This is a genomic window from Streptomyces sp. NPDC056373 (assembly GCF_042262425.1).
In the GTDB taxonomy this organism is placed as follows: Bacteria; Actinomycetota; Actinomycetes; order Streptomycetales; family Streptomycetaceae; genus Streptomyces.
On the sequence record NZ_JBHJPX010000015.1, the window covers coordinates 227,238 to 245,954 of the forward strand.

19 protein-coding genes are annotated in these 18,717 nt (G+C 73.8%); 14 read left to right on the plus strand and 5 right to left on the minus strand.

Features of this window, described 5'->3' with window-relative positions; genetic code table 11:
* Positions 1-87 precede the first annotated feature (87 nt).
* The 3 genes from ACFCXS_RS29955 to ACFCXS_RS29965 all read left to right on the plus strand — a co-directional run bounded on the left by ACFCXS_RS29955 (position 88) and on the right by ACFCXS_RS29965 (position 2,186).
* Positions 88-1,032 (plus strand): MIP/aquaporin family protein, encoded by a 945-nt coding sequence (locus tag ACFCXS_RS29955; protein WP_376646468.1) that lies wholly within the window; start codon positions 88-90, stop codon positions 1,030-1,032.
* A 133-nt stretch (positions 1,033-1,165) separates the two neighbouring features.
* Entirely contained in the window at positions 1,166-1,564 is a 399-nt protein-coding gene (locus ACFCXS_RS29960) for a hypothetical protein (RefSeq protein WP_376646469.1), read from the plus strand.
* 31 nt (positions 1,565-1,595) lie between these two features.
* On the plus strand, positions 1,596-2,186 hold the full coding sequence (locus ACFCXS_RS29965; RefSeq protein ID WP_376646470.1) for a histidine phosphatase family protein: 591 nt from the start codon (positions 1,596-1,598) through the stop codon (positions 2,184-2,186).
* Positions 2,187-2,487: 301 nt separating this feature from the next.
* Here ACFCXS_RS29965 and ACFCXS_RS29970 read toward each other — a convergent pair whose 3' ends face one another.
* A complete protein-coding gene (locus ACFCXS_RS29970; protein ID WP_376646471.1) occupies positions 2,488-3,303 on the minus strand; it encodes a UbiA family prenyltransferase in 816 nt (271 codons plus the stop codon).
* 91 nt (positions 3,304-3,394) lie between these two features.
* Here ACFCXS_RS29970 and ACFCXS_RS29975 point away from each other — a divergent pair, with 91 nt between their 5' ends.
* From ACFCXS_RS29975 to ppk2, 6 genes are all read left to right on the plus strand, one after another.
* Positions 3,395-4,531 carry a type III polyketide synthase gene (locus tag ACFCXS_RS29975; RefSeq protein ID WP_376646472.1) on the plus strand — a complete coding sequence of 379 codons (1,137 nt, stop codon included), beginning with the start codon at positions 3,395-3,397 and terminating at the stop codon, positions 4,529-4,531.
* A gap of 4 nt (positions 4,532-4,535) precedes the next feature.
* Entirely contained in the window at positions 4,536-5,051 is a 516-nt protein-coding gene (locus ACFCXS_RS29980; RefSeq protein WP_376646473.1) for an isoprenylcysteine carboxyl methyltransferase family protein, read from the plus strand.
* Positions 5,048-6,079: an NAD(P)/FAD-dependent oxidoreductase gene (locus ACFCXS_RS29985; RefSeq protein ID WP_376646474.1), complete on the plus strand. Its 1,032-nt coding sequence runs from the start codon at positions 5,048-5,050 to the stop codon at positions 6,077-6,079. Before ACFCXS_RS29980 ends, ACFCXS_RS29985 begins: the two co-directional genes overlap by 4 nt.
* A 99-nt stretch (positions 6,080-6,178) precedes the next feature.
* Positions 6,179-6,919 (plus strand): SDR family NAD(P)-dependent oxidoreductase, encoded by a 741-nt coding sequence (locus ACFCXS_RS29990; RefSeq protein ID WP_376646475.1) that lies wholly within the window; start codon positions 6,179-6,181, stop codon positions 6,917-6,919.
* 71 nt (positions 6,920-6,990) lie between these two features.
* The gene (locus tag ACFCXS_RS29995; RefSeq protein WP_376646476.1) at positions 6,991-7,152 is read left to right on the plus strand and encodes a substrate-binding domain-containing protein; all 162 of its coding nucleotides are present in this window, start codon (positions 6,991-6,993) and stop codon (positions 7,150-7,152) included.
* Between the two features lie 132 nt (positions 7,153-7,284).
* Positions 7,285-8,250, plus strand: coding sequence for a polyphosphate kinase 2 (gene ppk2, locus ACFCXS_RS30000; RefSeq protein WP_376646477.1), 966 nt, complete (start codon positions 7,285-7,287; stop codon positions 8,248-8,250).
* Between the two features lie 82 nt (positions 8,251-8,332).
* Here the strand turns inward: ppk2 and ACFCXS_RS30005 are convergent, their stop codons facing one another.
* From ACFCXS_RS30005 to ACFCXS_RS30020, 4 genes are all read right to left on the minus strand, one after another.
* Entirely contained in the window at positions 8,333-8,695 is a 363-nt protein-coding gene (locus ACFCXS_RS30005; RefSeq protein ID WP_376646478.1) for a hypothetical protein, read from the minus strand.
* A 54-nt stretch (positions 8,696-8,749) separates the two neighbouring features.
* Positions 8,750-9,166: an ATP-binding protein gene (locus ACFCXS_RS30010; protein ID WP_376646479.1), complete on the minus strand. Its 417-nt coding sequence runs from the start codon at positions 9,164-9,166 to the stop codon at positions 8,750-8,752.
* Between the two features lie 291 nt (positions 9,167-9,457).
* Entirely contained in the window at positions 9,458-10,480 is a 1,023-nt protein-coding gene (locus ACFCXS_RS30015; protein WP_376646480.1) for a zinc-dependent alcohol dehydrogenase family protein, read from the minus strand.
* Positions 10,481-10,630: 150 nt separating this feature from the next.
* Positions 10,631-12,025: an MFS transporter gene (locus ACFCXS_RS30020; RefSeq protein WP_376646481.1), complete on the minus strand. Its 1,395-nt coding sequence runs from the start codon at positions 12,023-12,025 to the stop codon at positions 10,631-10,633.
* A 134-nt stretch (positions 12,026-12,159) separates the two neighbouring features.
* Between ACFCXS_RS30020 and ACFCXS_RS30025 the strand changes: the two genes are divergently transcribed.
* The 5 genes from ACFCXS_RS30025 to ACFCXS_RS30045 all read left to right on the plus strand — a co-directional run bounded on the left by ACFCXS_RS30025 (position 12,160) and on the right by ACFCXS_RS30045 (position 18,600).
* Complete coding sequence (locus tag ACFCXS_RS30025) at positions 12,160-13,068, plus strand: helix-turn-helix transcriptional regulator (RefSeq protein WP_376646482.1); 909 nt, start codon at positions 12,160-12,162, stop codon at positions 13,066-13,068.
* A 606-nt stretch (positions 13,069-13,674) separates the two neighbouring features.
* On the plus strand, positions 13,675-14,868 hold the full coding sequence (locus ACFCXS_RS30030; protein ID WP_376646483.1) for a hypothetical protein: 1,194 nt from the start codon (positions 13,675-13,677) through the stop codon (positions 14,866-14,868).
* A 92-nt stretch (positions 14,869-14,960) separates the two neighbouring features.
* Complete coding sequence (locus ACFCXS_RS30035; protein WP_376646484.1) at positions 14,961-15,491, plus strand: (2Fe-2S)-binding protein; 531 nt, start codon at positions 14,961-14,963, stop codon at positions 15,489-15,491.
* Positions 15,488-16,492, plus strand: coding sequence for an FAD binding domain-containing protein (locus tag ACFCXS_RS30040; protein WP_376646485.1), 1,005 nt, complete (start codon positions 15,488-15,490; stop codon positions 16,490-16,492). Before ACFCXS_RS30035 ends, ACFCXS_RS30040 begins: the two co-directional genes overlap by 4 nt.
* Positions 16,489-18,600 carry a xanthine dehydrogenase family protein molybdopterin-binding subunit gene (locus ACFCXS_RS30045; RefSeq protein ID WP_376646486.1) on the plus strand — a complete coding sequence of 704 codons (2,112 nt, stop codon included), beginning with the start codon at positions 16,489-16,491 and terminating at the stop codon, positions 18,598-18,600. Before ACFCXS_RS30040 ends, ACFCXS_RS30045 begins: the two co-directional genes overlap by 4 nt.
* Positions 18,601-18,717: the final 117 nt, after the last annotated feature.

Consider the following 18,717-nt stretch of genomic DNA (forward strand, 5'->3'; position numbering starts at 1 on the left):
CCTGCGGTTGCCGCGCGCCACGCGCCGGGTTACCACGTGATTACCGCACGTCACGCGGCGACCGCAGCGACCTCAGGGAGAAATCACATGGCAGTGGAGATCAAGCCTCTGGTGAAACCCTCCAGGCTCAGACGTCGTGCAGGCCTGGTGGGCGAGTGCCTGGCGGAGTTCCTCGGGACGTTCGTCCTCATCTCCTTCGGGTGCGGCGTGGTGGCGATGACGGTGGCGGCGCTGCCCGGCTCGGGCCGTACCGAGGGGCCCACCATCTTCTTCCTCAGCGCCGGCGACTGGCTCCTGATCACCTGGGGCTGGTGCATGGCCGTGATCCTCGGCATCTACGTGGCCGGTGGCGTCAGCGGGGCGCACATCAACCCGGCCGTGACCCTGGCCTTCGCCGTCCGGCGCAAGTTCCCCTGGGTCAAGGTCCTGCCCTACTGGGTGTCCCAGGTGGCCGGCGCCCTGGCGGGGGCGGCCCTGGTCTACGCCGTGTACCACGACGCCATCAACGCCTTCGACGACGCCTTCAAGGGGCCGAAGACGAACGGGAAGACACTCGCCTCGTTCTCGATCTTCGCGACGTTCCCGGCACCGTACTTCGGCGGTGGCGTCTGGGGTCCTCTGCTCGACCAGATCGTCGGCACGGCCTTCCTGGTCATGCTGGTCGTGGCGATCATCGACCTGCGCAACACGGCCGTGAAGGCGAATCTCGGCCCGCTGGTCATCGGCTTCGTCGTGGCGGCCATCGGCATGTCCTACGGGGCGAACGCGGGATACGCCATCAACCCGGCCCGCGACTTCGGCCCGCGCCTGTTCACCTGGATGGCGGGATGGGACGGACTGGCGTTTCCGGGCAGCCTGGCCGGGGCGTTCAGCGACTACTGGTGGATCCCGATCGTCGGGCCGCTCGTCGGCGGTGTGATCGGCGTACTGGTGTACGACCTGTTCATCGGTGACGTACTGCACGCCCGCGCGCAGGAGGGCGAGGCACCGGAGCCCGGACGGACCCGCCCGACCACGTCCGACGAGGAGTGAGCGCGCATCGGCCGCGGCCGGGACCGCGGCCGATGCTAGATTCCTCTGGGCGTCCGCACGGGAGAGGCGCGGATCGCCTGCCGTACAGGTGAGCCGGCCCAGGGCAGGCCCGTATCGGATGGTGGCACGATCCATGACTGACCCGGAGGAGCTCCCCGGCGTGGCCGGCACTCCCCTTCCGCGGATCCTCGGCAACACCGGGTCGCTCGCCGCGGCCGAGCCGGAAGCGACCGGCGCCCTGTGGCGGCTGGCGGAACCCGGCCGGCAACTGGACGCCAACCTCGTCCGCGTCCCGGCCCTGGGGTCCATCGACGCCCACGCCGAGCCCGACCTGGACGTCCTGCTGCTCGTCGTCTCGGGAGACGGCACGCTCGGCTCAGCGGCCGGGCCGCGCCCGGTGGAGCCCGGCAGCCTCGTGTGGCTGCCGCACGGCAGCGTTCGCAGTGTGACCGCGGGCGCGGACGGTCTGGCGTACGTGACGGTGCACCGGCGCCGCCCGGGCATGCGGATCCAGAGCCGGTCGGAGACGTGACCGCGGTGTCGGGCAGGGGGCACACAGTCGGGTGACCAGTCGAGTCGTCCTCATCTCCCCGGCGATGAACCGGTCGCTGCGGCAGGCCCGTTTCGACGACGGGAGCCCCCTCGACGACCGCGGGCGGGAGCGGGCCGCGGCGGCGGCCGGGTCGCTGCCCTCGGCCGCCCGGGTGGTGGTGTCCCCCAGTGCGCGCTGCCGGCAGACCGCCGGGGCGCTCGGCCTGGACGGGGCCGAGGCGGCCGGGCTCGCGGGCCTGGATGTGGGGCGGTGGCGCGGCCGGACCCTCGACGAGGTGGCCGTCGCCGAACCGGAGGCGGTGGGGCGGTGGCTGACCGATCCCTCCAGCGCACCCCACGGCGGGGAATCGGTACGGGACGCGTGTGCGCGGGTGGCGCACTGGCTGGACGGCCTCCGCGAGACGGACGGGCGCACGCTCGCCGTGGTCGAGCCGGACGTCGTACGGGCGGCCGTGGTCCACGCGCTGGGCCTGCCGGCGTCGGGATTCTGGCGGCTGGACGTGCCCCCGCTCACCGCGACGGAGTTCAGCGGGCGGGGCGGGCGCTGGAACCTCCGGCTCGGGCGCCCGCTGGACGTGCCGGAAGCCGGCTCCGGGTTCTGAGTCGCGGACCGGCTCGCCGGGACACGGTCGGTGCTGCGGCCGGGGTCAGTGGGGTGCGGCAGCCGGGCGGGCCGGAGCGGCGGCCGTCTCGGACCCGGGGTTCAGCAAGTGTTGCGCCGACTCGCCGACGGGCGGGCCGGATCCCGCCCGGAGAACGGTCTGGACGGCCAGGGCGCAGAGGCGCAACCGCCACAGCACGGTGGCCGGGGAAGTCGGCCGGCACCTCGTCGACGGCGGGCAGGAACGCGACCGACCGGCAGGACGCGAACGCGATCCTGAACTGCCGGGCAGCCCTCGGCTCTCACGTCATGTCCGCCCCGAGCAGCAGGAGTCGGGTCACAGCCAGGCCCGCCACGATGACCGCCGCCCGGAACGGCCACCGGCTGCGGTCGTCGACGGGCAGGGCCGTGCCCGCGACCGAGACCGTGACGGCCGCCCCCGCCAGTACCCAGCCCGGGCGCCCCACGCCTCCGGGCGGGCCGGTGACGAGCACGCAGACGGCGGCGAGCATCAGGGACGGGGCCAGCCATCGGCAGGCTCTGCGGCCCAGTCTCTGCGGCAGGCCGCGCACCCCGGTCGCGAGATCGTCCTGGATGTCCGGAAGCACGTTGACCAGGTGCGCGCCCACCCCCAGCAGGGCTCCGGCCACCATGGCCCACCAGGCGGGCCAGGACGGCGAGGGCAGGCCGAGGGTGACGAACGCGGGCAGTGCGCCGAAGGCGACGGCGTAGGGCAGCGGGGAGAGCGGCGTGTGCTTGAACAGCAGGTTGTAGCTCCAGGCGGTGGCGACCATGGCGAGGTGCGCCGCCCCAGCGACAGCGCCGCTCAGCAGGGACAGCGGCACGCACAGGACCAGGGCCGCGCCGGCTGCGACGGCCACGGCCCGGAGCGGGAGTTCGCCGGTGGCCACCGGCTTGTCGCCGCGCCCGCAGGCCGCGTCGCGCCGGGCGTCGGCCGCGTCGTTGCACCAGCCCACCGAGAGCTGCCCCGCCAGCACGGCGGCCGCCACCACGGCCGACGCCGACGCGCCCCGGCCGGCGGCGACGGCCAGCACCGTCGCGAGCACCGTCACGGCGAGCGCCGGTTCCAGGTGGCAGGAGCGCAACAACGCCGGCACGCGGCGTGTCGCTCGGGGAAGGACCGGTGACGGGTGTAGAGACACACAGGCAAGATAAATGGACAAACAGGGCGAGAGAGGCACTGTCGATATGCGTGTCCCCGTGACGGCCGAAGATCTCCCCGCCTCACCCGGCACGGTGCGGGAGACGGTCCGGCCCCCGGCGGGGACCACGATCACGGCGGTCCACACGGCGCTGCCCGCGCACCGTTACACCCAGGACGACCTCACCGAACCGATCGGCGATCTGTGCCTGGCCCCGGGAGCCGACCGCGCCCTGCTGCGGCGCCTGCACGCGTCCGCCGGGGTCCGCGCCCGGCACCTCGCGCTGCCGATCACACGGTACGCCGCCCTCGGCGACTTCGGGCAGGCCAACGACGCGTGGATGGCGGCCGGTCTCGAGCTGGGCGAGGAGGCCCTCACCGGCGCGCTGAAGGAGGCGGGACTCGAACCGGCCGATGTCGACCTCCTGGTGTGCACCTCCGTCACCGGCATCGCCGCCCCCTCGCTCGATGCCCGGCTGGCCGGGCGTGTGGGCCTGCGCCCCGACGTAAAGAGGGTGCCGGTGTTCGGACTGGGGTGCGTGGCGGGCGCGGCCGGGCTGGCACGGCTGCACGACTACCTGCGTGGGCACCCGGGTGGCACGGCCGTGCTTCTCACCGTCGAACTGTGCTCGCTGACCCTTCAGCGACGGGACGACTCCCAGGCCAACCTCGTGGCCGGCGCCCTGTTCGGGGACGGCGCCGCCGCGCTCGTCGCCCGCGCCGGCACAGCCGCCGGACCGGACGCCACCGGCCCCGCGGTGATCGCCACGCGCAGCCGGCTGTATCCGGACACCGAGCAGCTCCTCGGCTGGAGCATCGGCACGACCGGGTTCCGCGTCGTCATCGGTGCCGGCATCCCCGGCATCGTTCGGAGCCACTTCGGCCGGCATCTGCGCGGTTTCCTGGCGGACCACGGCCTCACCGTCGAGGACATCGGCACCTGGGTGTGTCATCCGGGAGGGCCCAAGGTGCTCTCCGCCGTCGCCGACACCCTCGAACTGCCGGACAACGCCCTGGCGTCCGCGTGGAACTCGCTGGCGGCCGTGGGGAACATGTCCTCCGTCTCCGTCCTGCACATCCTGCAGGGCATCCGCGAATCCGCGCGGCCCGAGCCCGGCAGCTGGGGCCTGCTCATGGCGATGGGCCCCGGCTTCTGCTCCGAACTCGTCCTGCTGCGCTGGTGACCTCATGACCTGGTACGCACTTCTCGTCCTGGCCATCGGCGCGGAACGCCTCGCCGAACTGGTCGTGGCCCGGCGCAACGCCTCCTGGACCCTGGCCCGCGCCGGTGTCGAGCACGGCCGCGGCCACTACCCGGCCATGGTCACCCTGCACACCGGCCTGCTCCTGTGCTGCCTTCTCGAACCCGCCCTGGCCGACCGGCCTTTCGTGCCCGCGCTCGGCCCGCCCATGCTCGTCCTCGTGGTGCTGGCCCAGGCGTTGCGCTGGTGGTGCGTCATGACGCTCGGGCCGTACTGGAACACCCGGGTCATCGTCGTCCCCGGGGCACGTCTGGTCGGCACCGGGCCCTACCGGTTCCTGCGGCACCCCAACTACGTGGCCGTCGTCGTGGAGATCGCGGCCCTGCCGCTGGTGCACGGTGCGTGGCTGAGCGCGCTGGTGTTCACCGTGGCCAACGCGTGGCTGCTGACCGTCCGCATCCGCTGCGAGAACGCCGCCCTCACCCGGGCCGTGCCCGCATGAACGCCACCCTCGACATGGTGATCGCCGGAGGCGGGCCCGCGGGCCTGGCCACCGCTCTGCACGCGGCCCGGGCCGGCCTCGACGTCGTCGTCGCGGAGCCCCGCCCCGCGCCGGTCGACAAGGCCTGCGGCGAGGGCCTGATGCCCAATGCCGTGCGAGCGCTCCGCGCCCTCGGTCTGGAGGTCCCCGGCCGGCCGATCACCGGCATCCGCTACGTGCAGGGAAACCGTCGGGTCCAGGCGGACTTCCGGCAGGGGCCGGGCCTCGGCACACGCCGCACCGGCCTGCACGACGCCCTGCACCGGGCCGTCACCGACGCCGGTGTGCCCGTACTGCCCCTGCGTATCGACGCCGTACGGCAGGACGCCACGGGCGTGACGGTGCCGGGCACGGGTCTGCGCGCCCGGTGGCTGGTGGCCGCGGACGGGCTGCACTCACCGGTGCGCCGGTCGCTCGGCCTGGAGCTGAGAGCCCGTGGCGAACCCAGGTACGGGCTGCGCCGGCACTTCGCGGTGCCGCCGTGGGCGTCCTGCGTCGAGGTGCACTGGGGGCCGCACACGGAGGCGTACGTGACCCCGCTGGGCCCCTCACTGGTCGGCGTGGCGCTCCTGACGTCCCTGCGGGGCTCCTTCGACACCCAGCTGGCGGCCTTTCCCGAGTTGGCCGCCCGCCTGCCCCCGACGGCGGCCGTGACCGCTGTACGGGGCGCCGGGCCACTGCGTCAGCGGGTGCGCACCCGCTTCCACGGCCGGGTGCTGCTCGTCGGTGACGCCGCCGGCTACATCGACGCCCTCACCGGCGAAGGCATCTCCCTGGCCCTCACGGGCGCGCGGGCTCTCGTCGCGAACGTGCGCCGCGGGACGCCGGACCGCTACGAGGCCGACTGGAACCGCGCCACCCGCCGGCACCGGCTGCTGACCGACCTCCTGGTGCGGGCCCGCCAGCGACCCGCGCTCGCGCCTCTCATCACGCCCACCGCGACGCGTCTGCCACGGGTCTTCGCGGCAGCGGTGAACGCACTGGCGTAGAACTCGCCGCGCGGATCGACGGGGTACCCGGGGTCGACGGCCGTGTATGCAGGACGTGTCCCTGCGGGGGCCGCGGATCCTGCGGAAGGAGGAAGTCTCATGCGAGGAACGGTGCGCCGGATCCTGGTGACCGGGTCCGTGGAGGGGCTGGGTCGGGCCACGGCGGAGGCGTTGCTGGCCGCCGGGCACGACGTGGTGGTGCACGCCCGCGATCCGGAGCGGGCGAAGGCACTGGACGAACCGGCCGGCCGTGGGGCGCACGTCGTGGTGGGCGACTTCGCCGAGCGTGACGCCGTGCGCCGGGTCGCCGACGAGCTGAACGCCTCGCCGCCGCTCGACGCCGTCGTCCACAACGCCGGGGTGTGGAGCGGACCCGCGGTCATGCCGGTCAACATCGTCGCCCCCTATCTGCTGACCGCCCTGCTGCGCGGGCCGCGCCGCCTGGTGTTCCTGAGCAGCGGTTCGCATCTCGGCGGGCGCCCGTCGGCACTGGACGGGACCGACTGGCGGGGCGAGAGCGCGGGGTCGTACGCCGACAGCAAGCTGTTCGTGACGGCGCTGGCGGCCTCGGTGGCCCGGCTGCGCCCCGGGGCGCCGAGCAACGCCGTGGATCCCGGCTGGGTGCCGACGAGGATGGGCGGGCCGGGTGCGCCGGACGACCTCGAGCTCGGCCACCGGACGCAGGAGTGGCTGGCGTCGAGCGACGACCCGGAGGCCCTGACCACCGGCGGGTACTGGTACCACGGCCGGCGGTCGCAGCCGCACCACGCCGTCCACGACGAGGCGTTCCAGGACCGTCTCGTGCGGGCCCTGGCGGAGGAGACGGGTACCGCGCTCTGAGTGCGGGCCCGCCTTCGGCCGGGCCCGCGCCGAGCGTGTCCGTTCACGGGCGCCCCACCGGCGGATCGTCCATGTCGGGGGACCTCTCGGTGGCCGGCTACGACAACACGGCCTTCGCCGCGCTCGGCCCGATCTCCCTGACGAGCGTCGACCAGGCGGGCCGGGAGATCGGCCGGAACGCCGCGCGTCTGCTGCTGGTGGGGCGGCGTACCACGGCGCGGCCCGGGGCGTAGCCGCACCGCACCTCACATGGGCGGGGCCGGGCGGGGCACCCGTGTACGCGTTCACCGGCGACGGGAGCCGTACCCGCACGACGTGCACCGTACGCCCGGTGCCGACCTGCGAGCCGAACGGGGAGTCGAGCGATGAGCGCCGAAGACGCCGAAGACGCCGCCAGGCTGCTGGACGGGCTGACCGTGGACACCAGCCGACGGGAGCAGCCGATCGTGCTGGACGGTGACGGGCGCCCCATCCGCACCTGGCGGGAGAACTATCCGTACGACCGGAAGGTGGGCCGCAAGGAGTACGAGCGGACCAAGCGCATCCTGCAGATAGAGCTGCTCAAGCTGCAGCGCTGGGTCAAGGACACCGGCGCACGCCTGGTCGTCGTGTGCGAGGGACGGGACGCGGCGGGCAAGGGCGGGACGATCCAGCGGCTCACCGAGCGGCTCAACCCACGCGGCGCACGCGTCGTCGCCCTGGACAAGCCCACCGAACGCGAGGCGGGCCAGTGGTACTTCCAGCGCTACATCGCGCATCTGCCGACGGCCGGGGAGATCGTCCTCCTCGACCGCTCCTGGTACAACCGGGCCGGCGTGGAGCGCGTGATGGGCTACTGCTCGAAGGACGAGTACGAGTTGTTCCTCGACCAGTGCCCGGCCTTCGAGCGGATGCTGGTGGACGACGGGATCCTGCTGGTGAAGTTCTGGTTCTCGGTGTCGCGCTCCGAGCAGCGCACGCGCTTCGCGATCCGGCAGGTCGATCCGGTGCGCCAGTGGAAGCTGTCCCCCACCGACCTGGCATCGCTGGACCTCTGGGACGACTACACCGAGGCGAAGGTGGAGATGTTCCGCGCCACGGACACCGCGCACGCCCCCTGGACCGTCGTCAAGAGCAACGACAAGCGGCGTGCCCGGCTGGAGACGATGCGCAGCCTGCTGTCACGCGTCGACTACGCGAGCAAGGACCACGAAGCGGTGGGCACACCCGATCCCCTCATCGTGGGTGCCGCCGACACCCTGCTGGAGCCGGGCGAGGAGGACAGCACGCTGTCGCCCACTCCGCTGTACCCGGGCGCCGAGGGGCCCGGCAAGCACCCCGGGGCCGGCTGACGCATCGGACCCCACCCTCCGGTTGCGGAGGGTGGGGTCCTTGTCCGTCTCATGGCCGGCCGGCCTACATGGCCGGGCCGGCTCATGACCCGGCGGCGGCGCGCGTTTCCGTGCGGTGGTCGTAGTACGCCCAGACGGTCACGGCCACCACGGCGGTGAGCCCGACCGTCAGGACGCGCACGGCGCCACTCGTCAGGTAGGCGACCAGCCCGGTGAGCCCCGCTCCGCCCAGCATGATCACGCGGCTGACGATCCGGTTCCCGGGCGGCTGGGGTTCCTCCCGGTCCTTGAGGTCGTGCAGGGCGTCATGAGCCGGGTGGGCGGAACCGCGCCGGGCGCGGGCGCGGTACTGCAGCCCGTAGCTGATCAGCGCGTACAGCGCGAGGGCGCCCAGGACCCACAGCCAGACGTAGGGGTCGTCACTCGACCCTCGGGCCAGGTACACGACACTTCTCCTTCGAAGGGGGCCTCGTCAGGGGGCCTCGTCGGTGAGCGGAACTCAACGTGCGCTGCCGCCCTCGGGGCCGGCGGGACGGAAGCACGCGGTCACCGTCTTGCCGTGTCGCTGGCACCTCATCGCCCACTCGTCGGCGAGCTTGCGCACGATCGCCACTCCGCGGCCGGAGGCCTCGCCCGGATCCGGGTCACACTGGCGCGGCAGCGTCGGGTCCTCGTCGTGGACGCTCACGTGCAGGCAGTCGCCGTCCCACGTGAGGACCAGGTGCGCGTCGCTGTGCGCGTGGACGTGTGCGTTGGTGATCAGCTCGGACACCGCCAGCACCACCGCGTCCACCGTGTCCGGCTCGTAAGCGGCCCAGGGCAGGGTTGCGAGGCGTTCGCGCGTCCACTCCCTCCCCGCACGCACTCCTTCGGACATTCGGAACGAGTGCGCCCACCCCATCGCCTTTACCGCCACTGCCCCCGGTCCTCTCTCCTGCGTCCAAGCACCGGCCGGTGCGGAAACCTGTTGCCGCGGCAGGCGACGTCCGCCCTTCGAGGAGCGGCGTCCGGTGCGGCGAGAGCGCGTGCCGGGCGTCGCGACGGGGCGAACGTTGCCTGTCGCGGCACTAGTACCCGGTCCCCGCCCCGACAGGCATCGCAACGCGCCGTCCGCGCATCGGCTCGGCGTCGGCGCCGCCGCGGCGGGCGCCGGGGCCGGGGCCGGGGCCGGGGCCGGGGCCGGGGCCGGGGCCGGGGCCGGGGCCGGTCACAGGGTGAGCATGGCCTTGATCGCGCGCCGCTCGTCCATGGCCCGGTAGGCCTCGGCGGCCTCGTCGAGCGGGACGGCCAGGTCGAAGACCTTGCCGGGGTTGATCTTCCGCTGCCATATCAGGTCGATCAGCTCGGGCAGGTACCGGCGCACCGGGGCGGGACCGCCGTGCAGGTGGACCTGGGAGAAGAAGAGCTCCTCGCCGCTGAGGGCGACGTCGTGGTTGACACCCACGAAGCCGACGTGTCCGCCCGGCCGGGCGGACCGGATCGCCTGCCGCATGGACTCCTGGGTGCCGACCGCTTCGACGACGGAGTGGGCGCCGAGGCCACCGGTCAGTTGCCTGACCTTCGCGACGCCCTCGTCGCCGCGTTCGGTGACGATGTCCGTGGCGCCGAACTCGAGGGCCAGGCGCGTGCGCGGCTCGTGGCGGCTCATCGCGATGACCCGCTCCGCGCCGAGCTGTCGTGCGGCCAGGACCGCCAGCAGACCGACCGCGCCGTCGCCGACGACCGCGACGGTCCGGCCGGGGCCCGCCTCGGCGGCGACCGCCCCGAACCATCCGGTGCCGAGCACGTCCGAGGCGGCCAGCAGGTCGGGGATCAGGTCGGCGTCGGGCGTGCCCGGCAGGGGGACGAGAGTGCCGTCGGCATGGGGGATCAGGGCCCGCTCGGCCTGGGTGCCGACCTGGGCCATGAACACGCGGTGGACGCAGGAGGAGGGGTAGCCGGAGCGGCAGATCTCGCAGGTGCCGCAGGAGGCGACGAAGGAGCCGACGACGAACTGGCCGGGCTCGACGCTGGTCACGTCGCTGCCGACCTCCTCGACGACACCGACGTACTCGTGCCCCATCGGCAGGGGGCCGTCGACCGACTCGACGCCGCGGTAGGGCCACAGGTCCGAGCCGCAGACGCATGTGGCCTTCAGCCGGATGACGGCGTCCGTCGGGGCGGTGATCCTCGGGTCGGCGATCTCCTCGACCCGGATGTCACCGGGGGCATGCAGAACAGCAGCGCGCATGGGGTTGCTCCTCGGGGGTTGCGAAGCGAGTGCTTTTCGAGCAGGTGCTTCTCGAGCGGGTGGTTCTTCGGCAGGTGGTTCGTGATCAGGTGCTTTGTGAACAGGTGGTGCCGGCACGGGGTTCGCGAAGAGGTTCGGCGAAGCCGGTCCTCAGGCGTTCCCGTGGGCTGAACGCCGGACGATCGCGCCGAGGGGCCTTCCGGACCGGCGGCGCTGGACGACCGCGACGGCGATCGTGGGGATCAGCGTGAGCGCGGCGATCGCGGTGCCGACGGCGGCGGGCCCCGTCGCTCCCAGAGGGGAGTCCAGGGCGAGGCCCGCGACCCATGAGCCGACGGCCGTGCCGAGGTTGAACGCCGACACGGTCAGCGCGGACCCCAGGGTGGGGGCCTGGCCGGCGAAGCGGACGCCCAGGGAGATCAGCACCGGGTTGGCGCCGAGCCCGAACAGGCCCAGCAGGGCGATCAGCGCGATCGTGGGCGCGGCGTGTGCCGACAGCAGGCAGACCGACAGCAGCAGGACCGTGGTCACCGCAGCGGCGGCGATGGTCGTCGCGTGGGGACGGCGGTCGCCCAGCCGGCCTCCCACCAGGAAGCCCGCCAGGGCGCCGGCACCGAAGCCGACCAGGACCAGGGGGACGAGGGCGGCGGCGAGGTGGGCCCGTCCGGTCAGCAGCGGCGAGATGTACGTGTACGTCGACAGCACCCCACCGGTCGTGGTCACGCAGGCCGCGAGAGCCAGCCACAGGCGGCCCGACCGCAGGGCGGACAGTTCCGAGCGGACCGAGACCGCTTCCGGGCTCCCGGTGTCGCGCGGCACGTGACGGGCGATGAGTACCGTGGCGGCCGCTCCGAGGGCGGCCAGGGCCCAGAAGGGTCCCCGCCAGCCCATGAGCTGCCCGGCGAAGGCGCCGAGCGGCACACCGACGACGTTGGCGAGCATCGCTCCGGCGCCCACCACGCCCAGGGCGCGGGAGCTCGCGGCGGGGCCGACGGCGTGCGCGGCCACGACGTTGGCCACCGCCCAGAACGCCCCGGTCGCCAGGGCCGTCAGAAAGCGGGCCGCCAGCAGCACACCGAATCCGGAACCGAGCGCGACGACGACGTGTCCCGCCGCGAAGACGCCCAGGGCGAGGATCAGCGTCAGGCGCCCGGGCAGCCGCAGCGTCAGCAGCGCCATCAGGGGTGCGCCGACGATCATCCCGACCGCGAAGACCGTGATCAGCAGCCCGGCCCGGGCCACGCTCGTCTGCACGTCACCGGCGATCTCCGGCAGCAGGCCCGCCACCACGAACTCGGTGGTGCCCATCAGGAAGGTGCCGAGCGCGAGCACGTGCACGACGAGCGGGAGCCGGGTGGGCGGATGCCCGTGGTGGCCGGAGCGTGACCCGGCGGGGGCGTGGTCGCCGGGCAGTGCCCCGGCGGGGACGTGGTCGCCGGACTGCGAACCGGCGGGAGCGTGGTCGCCGGAGAGTGATCCGGCAGCGTCGTCGGTGCCGGGGCGTGGCCCGGCGGGAGCGCGGAGGGTCTCTCCTCGCGTGGTCATACGTCGGCTCCGGTGGATCGGGATCGAGGTGCGTGTCCCACGGAACCGCCCTTTCCGGCTGTGCGGGAGACCGCGTCTATCGGGGGTACAAGCTCAACCCCCCTCGCCTCGGTGCGGCGCCGTAGCGTGAGGGCATGGACCACCGCTCCGACAATCGCGCCGACATCCGTGACTTCCTGGCCCGCAGGCGCGCCCAGCTCACCCCCCAGCAGGTCGGACTGCCCACCGGCGGCCGGCGCCGGGTCCCCGGGCTGCGCCGGGAGGAGGTGGCGGTCCTCGCCGGGGTGAGCACCGAGTGGTACACGCGGCTGGAGAAGGGGCACATCGGCGGTGTCTCCGAGGACGTCCTCGACGCGGTCGCCCGCACTCTGCAACTGACCGAGGACGAACGCACCTACCTGTTCGACCTGGCCAAGGCCGCCCAGCCCGGCCCGGCGAACCGGCGCCGCCGCAAGCCCGTCGAGGTCCCGCCGCGCGTGCAGTGGCTGCTCGACTCCGCCACCCTGTCCGCGGCGTTCGTCACCAACGGCCGTCTGGACGTGGTGGCCACCAATGCCCTCGCCCGCGCCCTGTTCGCGCCCCTGTTCGGCAGCGAGGTCACGGTCGAGCACGGCCGCCCCAATTTCGCCCGGTACTACTTCCTGGAACCCGGCTCGCAGGACTTCGTCGACGACTGGGACTCCGGTGCCAGGATGACCGTCGCGCTGCTGCGCGCCGAGGCGGGCCGCTACCCCCACGACCGGGGGCTGCGCGAGCTCGTCGGCGAACTGTGCACGGTCAGCGACGAGTTCCGCACCCGCTGGGCCGCGCACAACGTGCGGATCCACCACGGCGGCGTCAAACGCTTTCACCACCCCGACGCGGGTTTCCTGGAACTGACCTACCAGCCGCTGGACCTGCCGGTGTCGGCCCGCGAGGCCCACTCCATGACCTTCTACACGGCCGAGCCGGGCACCGCGTACGAGGACCGGCTGAAAGTCCTCGCCAGTTGGACCGCGAGCCGGCCGGAGGCGGTGCGTCCCGTCGACGGAGCCGATCTCTGAGCGGCGCTCCAGGTCACGCCGGGCGAGCAGGACCCGCCCCGATGCGGATGGTGGGCGGGTCCTGCTCGTGCGCACCATTGTCGGGACCGCGTGACGGACGGACCACGCGTGAGATCACCCGATGTGCGCGCGGCAGGCACACCCCGCGCGCACGGCGCACACCCGCGCACCCGGCGCCTCCCCGGGGCCTCGCTCGGCCGGGCTCACGCCGCCCGGCGCCACCTCACACCGCCCGGCGCCGCATCGCGCCGCGTTCCGTCACACGCCGCTCGTCCCGCGTCACATGGCGCAGCCCGGCGCGGGTAGGCGGTGCGCATGACCCACGGCGAGACGGACGAGGAAAAGGGCGTGCGCGCGAGAGAGCGCGTCAGCCGCGAGCGGGCCGGGGCGGACGGACGGCCCGGTCCGGCGGGCAGCCGCATCACGACGATCTTGACGCCCAGGACCGGCCGGTGCGGGTGCCGGTTCGGCCGCCGCCGACGGCGGTGACGGGCCATGGACACGTACGCCACCGGCGCCCGGAGCCCCGTGCGACCCCGGGTAGCACCCGTCGGCCTGCGGCGACGATACTTGCAAGCGCACCCACCCCCGTTCACAGATGGACCCATGCAGACCTCCCTCACCGTCCGCCCCATGACTCCCGACACGGTGTGGCTGGCGCGCGGCCGCCACGCCCCGGGTTCCGCGGAAGACGTTCTCCGGCGCTCGCTGCAGCAGCGCAAGGACAGCCAGGCCATCGACGACTTCCTGGAGGTGCCCGACGACGAAACGGCTCCGGCGGAGCGGGTCTTCGAGGCCCGCTGGCGGGTCGGTGACGACGTGACCGTGCGCGCCCGGCTGAGCCTGCGGCCCGAAGGGGACGCCGGGCCCGGGCAGGAGTGGACCCTGGTCGCGGAGGCCGAGCAGCCGTGGGACGACGCCTGGCCCTCCCCCGCCGCCCTGATGTGGCCCGAGGAGCCGGACACCGCCTGGAACCAGGACGCCGCCACCCGTCTGGTCCTGCACGAGATCAACATCCTCCCCCAGGACGACAAGGAGATCCGTCGTCTGCTGCGCAACGCCGTGCGCGGCGGATGGCACATCCACGTGGTGGTCCACGAGGCGATGACCACCGACGACCGCGGGCGTGCGCCGGTGGCGCGGTGGCTGCCGCCGGGTCTGCGCCACCGGGTGGTGGAGCATCACGCCGCCCCGCAGCAGCTGCGCGGCCTGAACTGGGCCCTGCGAGACACCGGCGTCGAGGTGCCGCGCGGTGGAGCGGTGGTCCTGCCGGGGGTTCCCGCTCCGGAGAACTACCGGGCGGGGGACTTCTCGGTCCGCGCGGTCTTCCTCGACGGCTCCGAGCCGGCCGACCTCGTCGACGCGGTGACGCGGTTCGCCGCGCTGAGCAGGCCCCTGCCCGACGGCGCCGAGGACGCCCTCACCGCACTGCGGGAGGACTGGCACCTGCTGACCCTCCGGGAAGAGCTGGACCGCCAGCGTGGCCTGGTGGCCATGTACGCGGAGGCGCTGGAGGCCATGACGAAGTCCCGTGACCTGTACCGGGAGGCCGCCGAGAGCGCCCACGAGGCCCTGGCCGCCTACCAGGAGTCCGCTGCGAGTGCTCCCGCCGGACCCCGTCCGTCCGGTCCGCCCGCCTCATCCCCGCTCCAGCAGCTCACACGGACGTTCGAACGCTTCAAGGTCAAGCGCCCGGCGCCCCCCGTCGCAGACGCGAAGAACCACTCCCCGAGCGAGGCGGAGAGCAGCGAAGGGAGCGACGAGCAGAACACCTCCGCGCGCGTGACGTCGGAGTCGTAACACCCTCCTCGCCCGGCGCACGTGTCAGTCGCCGCCTCCTGGATACGCGGTCCGTACGGCACCACGGCCCGCCCGGGAAGGTCCTCCACGACATGGGCAACCACCAGCACCACTCGCGGACCGCGCTCCGCGTCAACGGCAAACCCCATAAGCTCACCGTCGACCACCGGCGGGTCCTGCTGGACCTGCTCCGCGAGGATCTCGGGCTCACGGGCGCCAAGAAGGGCTGCGATCACGGTCAGTGCGGCGCCTGCACGGTCCTGGTGGACGGGCGGCGTGTCAACAGCTGCCTGCTGTTCGCGGTCGCCCTGGAGGGCTGCGAGGTCACCACCGTCGAGGGCCTGTCCGGCGACGGGGAGGAACCGCATCCGCTCCAGCGGGCCTTCCTGGAGCGCGACGCCTTCCAGTGCGGCTACTGCACCCCGGGCCAGATCTGCTCCGCGGCCGGTGCGCTCGACGAGGCGGCGGCCGGTCACCCCTCGCACGTCACCGACCCGGCGGCGCCTTCGGGCCGGCCGGTGCCGCTGGACCGGGAGGAGATCCGGGAGCGGCTGAGCGGCAATCTCTGCAGGTGCGGTGCGTATCCGCGGATCGTCGACGCCGTCGAGGACGTGATCCCGTGAAGGAGTTCGCCTACGTCCGCGCCGGCAGCGTCGAGGAGGCGACCTCCGCGTACGCCTCGCACGCCGGCGCCCGGTATCTCGGCGGCGGCACCAACCTGGTCGACCTGATGAAGCTCGGCGTCGAGACGCCCGCCGCTCTCATCGACGTCACCCGGCTGCCCCTGGACAGGGTCGAGGAACTGCCCGACGGAGCCCTGCGCGTCGGGGCGACGGTCCGCAACAGCGACCTCGCCGCCCACCCCCTGGTCCGCGACCGGTACCCGGCGTTGTCGCAGGCGCTGCTCGCAGGGGCCTCCGGGCAGTTGCGCAACGCGGCGACGACCGGCGGGAACCTGCTCCAGCGCACCCGGTGCCCCTATTTCCAGGACCTGTCGAAACCGTGCAACAAGCGCGAGCCGGGCAGCGGCTGCGGCGCGCGGGACGGCGTCCACCGTGACCACGCGGTGCTCGGCCACTCCGCGCACTGCATCGCCACCCATCCGTCGGACATGGCGGTGGCGCTCGCCGCTCTCGACGGGCGGGTCGAGCTGGTCGGGCCCGAAGGGGCCCGCGGTGTTCCGGCGGCCGACTTCCACCGGCTGCCCGGCGACCGGCCCCAGCAGGACACCGAGATCCGCCCCGGCGAGCTGGTCACCGGCGTGCTGCTGCCGGCCGCCACGGCCGGGCTGCCGTCGGCGTACCGCAAGGCCCGGGACCGGGCCTCGTACGCCTTCGCACTCGCCTCCGTCGCGGTCGTGCTGCGTCTTGACGACGGGGTCCTCGGCCATGCGGGACTCGCCTTCGGGGCGCTGGCCCACCGGCCCTGGCGGGCCCGGCGGGCGGAGGAGGCACTCCTGGGCGCGGCCCCGACCCGAGCGGCGTTCGAGCACGCCGTCGAGACGGAGCTGTCCGCCGCGCAGCCCCTGCGGGACAACGCCTACAAGGTGCCGCTCGCCCGCAATCTCGCCGTGGACGTCCTGTCGCGGCTCGCCGACGGCGCGCTCACCGGGAGGGCCTCATGACCGGCAGTGTGGGAGCGCCCGCGGAGCGCCGGGAGGGCCGGGAGAAGGTCGCCGGCACCGCCCGTTATGCCGCCGAGTTCCACACCCCGGGCAGGGCCCAGGGCTGGCCCGTACCGGCGGCGGTGGCCCGGGGGCGGGTGACCGGCGTCGACACGGCGGCGGCGCTGGCCGTGTCCGGTGTCCTCGCGGTCCTCAGCCACGAGAACGCGCCGCGCCTCGCGGAGCCGGACGATCCCACGCTCGCCGTGCTGCAGAACGCCCGGGTTCCACACCGCGGTTGGTTCGTGGCCCTGGTGGTGGCCGAGACCCTGGAGGCGGCCCGGGCCGGCGCCGCCGCCGTCCGCGTCACCTACGAGGCCGAGGAGCACGACGTGGCCCTCAGCGTCTCGCACCCGGGTGTGTACGTGCCCGAGGAGGTCAACGCCGGGTACCCCGCCGTCCAGGACCGGGGCGACCCCGAGGGAGCGTTCCGTTCCGCGGCCGCCCGGGTCGACGTGGCGTACCAGGTGCCGCCGCTGCACAACCACCCCATGGAGCCGCACACCAGCACCGCCCGCTGGGAGGACGGCCGGCTCACCGTGCACACCTCCAGCCAGGGCACCGATGCCGTACGGGGCGTGCTCGCCGGACTGTTCGAGATGGCCAGGGAGCGGATCGTCGTCACCGCCGAGCACGTCGGCGGCGGATTCGGTTCCAAGGGCACGCCACGGCCCGATGTCGTGCTCGCCGCGATGGCCGCACGCGAGACCGGACGGGCAGTCACCGTGGCGCTCCCCCGCCGTTTCCTGCCCTCCGTCGTCGGGCACCGTGCCCCTACGCTGCACCGGCTGCGGCTGGGCGCCGGCGAGGACGGGCGGCTGTCGTCGCTCGTCCATGAGGTCACCACGCACACCTCCCGCATCAAGGAGTTCGTGGAGCAGGCGGCGGTGCCCGCACGAGTGATGTACGCCGCGCCGCACCGTCGCACGGTGCACCGGGTCGCGGCGCTGGACGTGCCGTCGCCGTCCTGGATGCGGGCTCCGGGCGAAGCCCCCGGCATGTACGCGCTGGAGTCCGCCATGGACGAGCTCGCCGCCGAACTCGGCATGGATCCGATCGGGCTGCGCGTCCGCAACGAGCCGGACGTCGAGCCCGACAGCGGCAAGCCGTTCAGCAGCCGGCATCTGGTCGAGTGCCTGCGCGAGGGCGCCCGGCGCTTCGGCTGGGACGGACGCGATCCTCGCCCGCGCTCCCGCAGGGAAGGATCTCTCCTGCTGGGGACGGGTGTGGCGGCGGCGACGTATCCCGTCAAGGTGTGGCCCTCCGCGGCGGCGGTCCGCGCGCTGCCCGACGGGACGTTCCTGGTGCGGATCAACGCCACGGATATCGGTACGGGCGCCCGGACCGTGCTCGCACAGGTCGGTGCCGACGCACTCGGAGTGCCGCTGGAGCGGGTGCGGATCGAGGTCGGCAGCACCGAACTGCCCTGGGCGTCGCTGGCCGGCGGCTCGGGCGGCACCGCCTCCTGGGGATGGGCGGTCGACACCGCCTGTGCCGAGCTGTCGCGGCGGCTGGCCGAGCACCCGGGGCCTTTGCCGGAGCAGGGTCTCGACGTCCGCGCCGACACGAGGGGCACGGCGGACGTGGAGAGCGCCTGGGCGCGGCACGCCTTCGGGGCGCACTTCGCCGAGGTCGCCGTGGACACGGTCACCGGCGAAGTACGGGTCGGCCGGCTGCTCGGGGTGTACGCGGCGGGCCGCATCCTCAACGCCCGCACGGCGCGTTCCCAGTTCGTCGGCGGCATGACGATGGGCCTCGGCATGGCACTGACCGAGGGCAGCACCATGGACGCGGCGTTCGGTGACTTCACCGAGTCGGACCTGGCGTCGTACCACGTGCCGGTGCACGCCGACGTCGCCGAGATCGACGCGCACTGGCTCGACGAGGAGGACTCCCGGCTCAATCCCATGGGCAGCAAGGGGATCGGGGAGATCGGCATCGTCGGAACGGCCGCGGCGATCGGCAACGCGGTGCACCACGCCACGGGCGTACGCCTGCGTGAACTCCCGCTGTCACCGGACCGGGTGCTGACCGGTCTGCTCGATCGCCGGGTGCGGGGGGCGGTGTGACACCTCCCCGCACGGACGGGTGACGGGGGGGGGGGGGGGGGGGCAGCCCCCCCCCCCCCCCACCCCCCCGCCACAGACGGGCGACGACCGCCCCCCCCCGCCGGCGGCCCCCCCCCG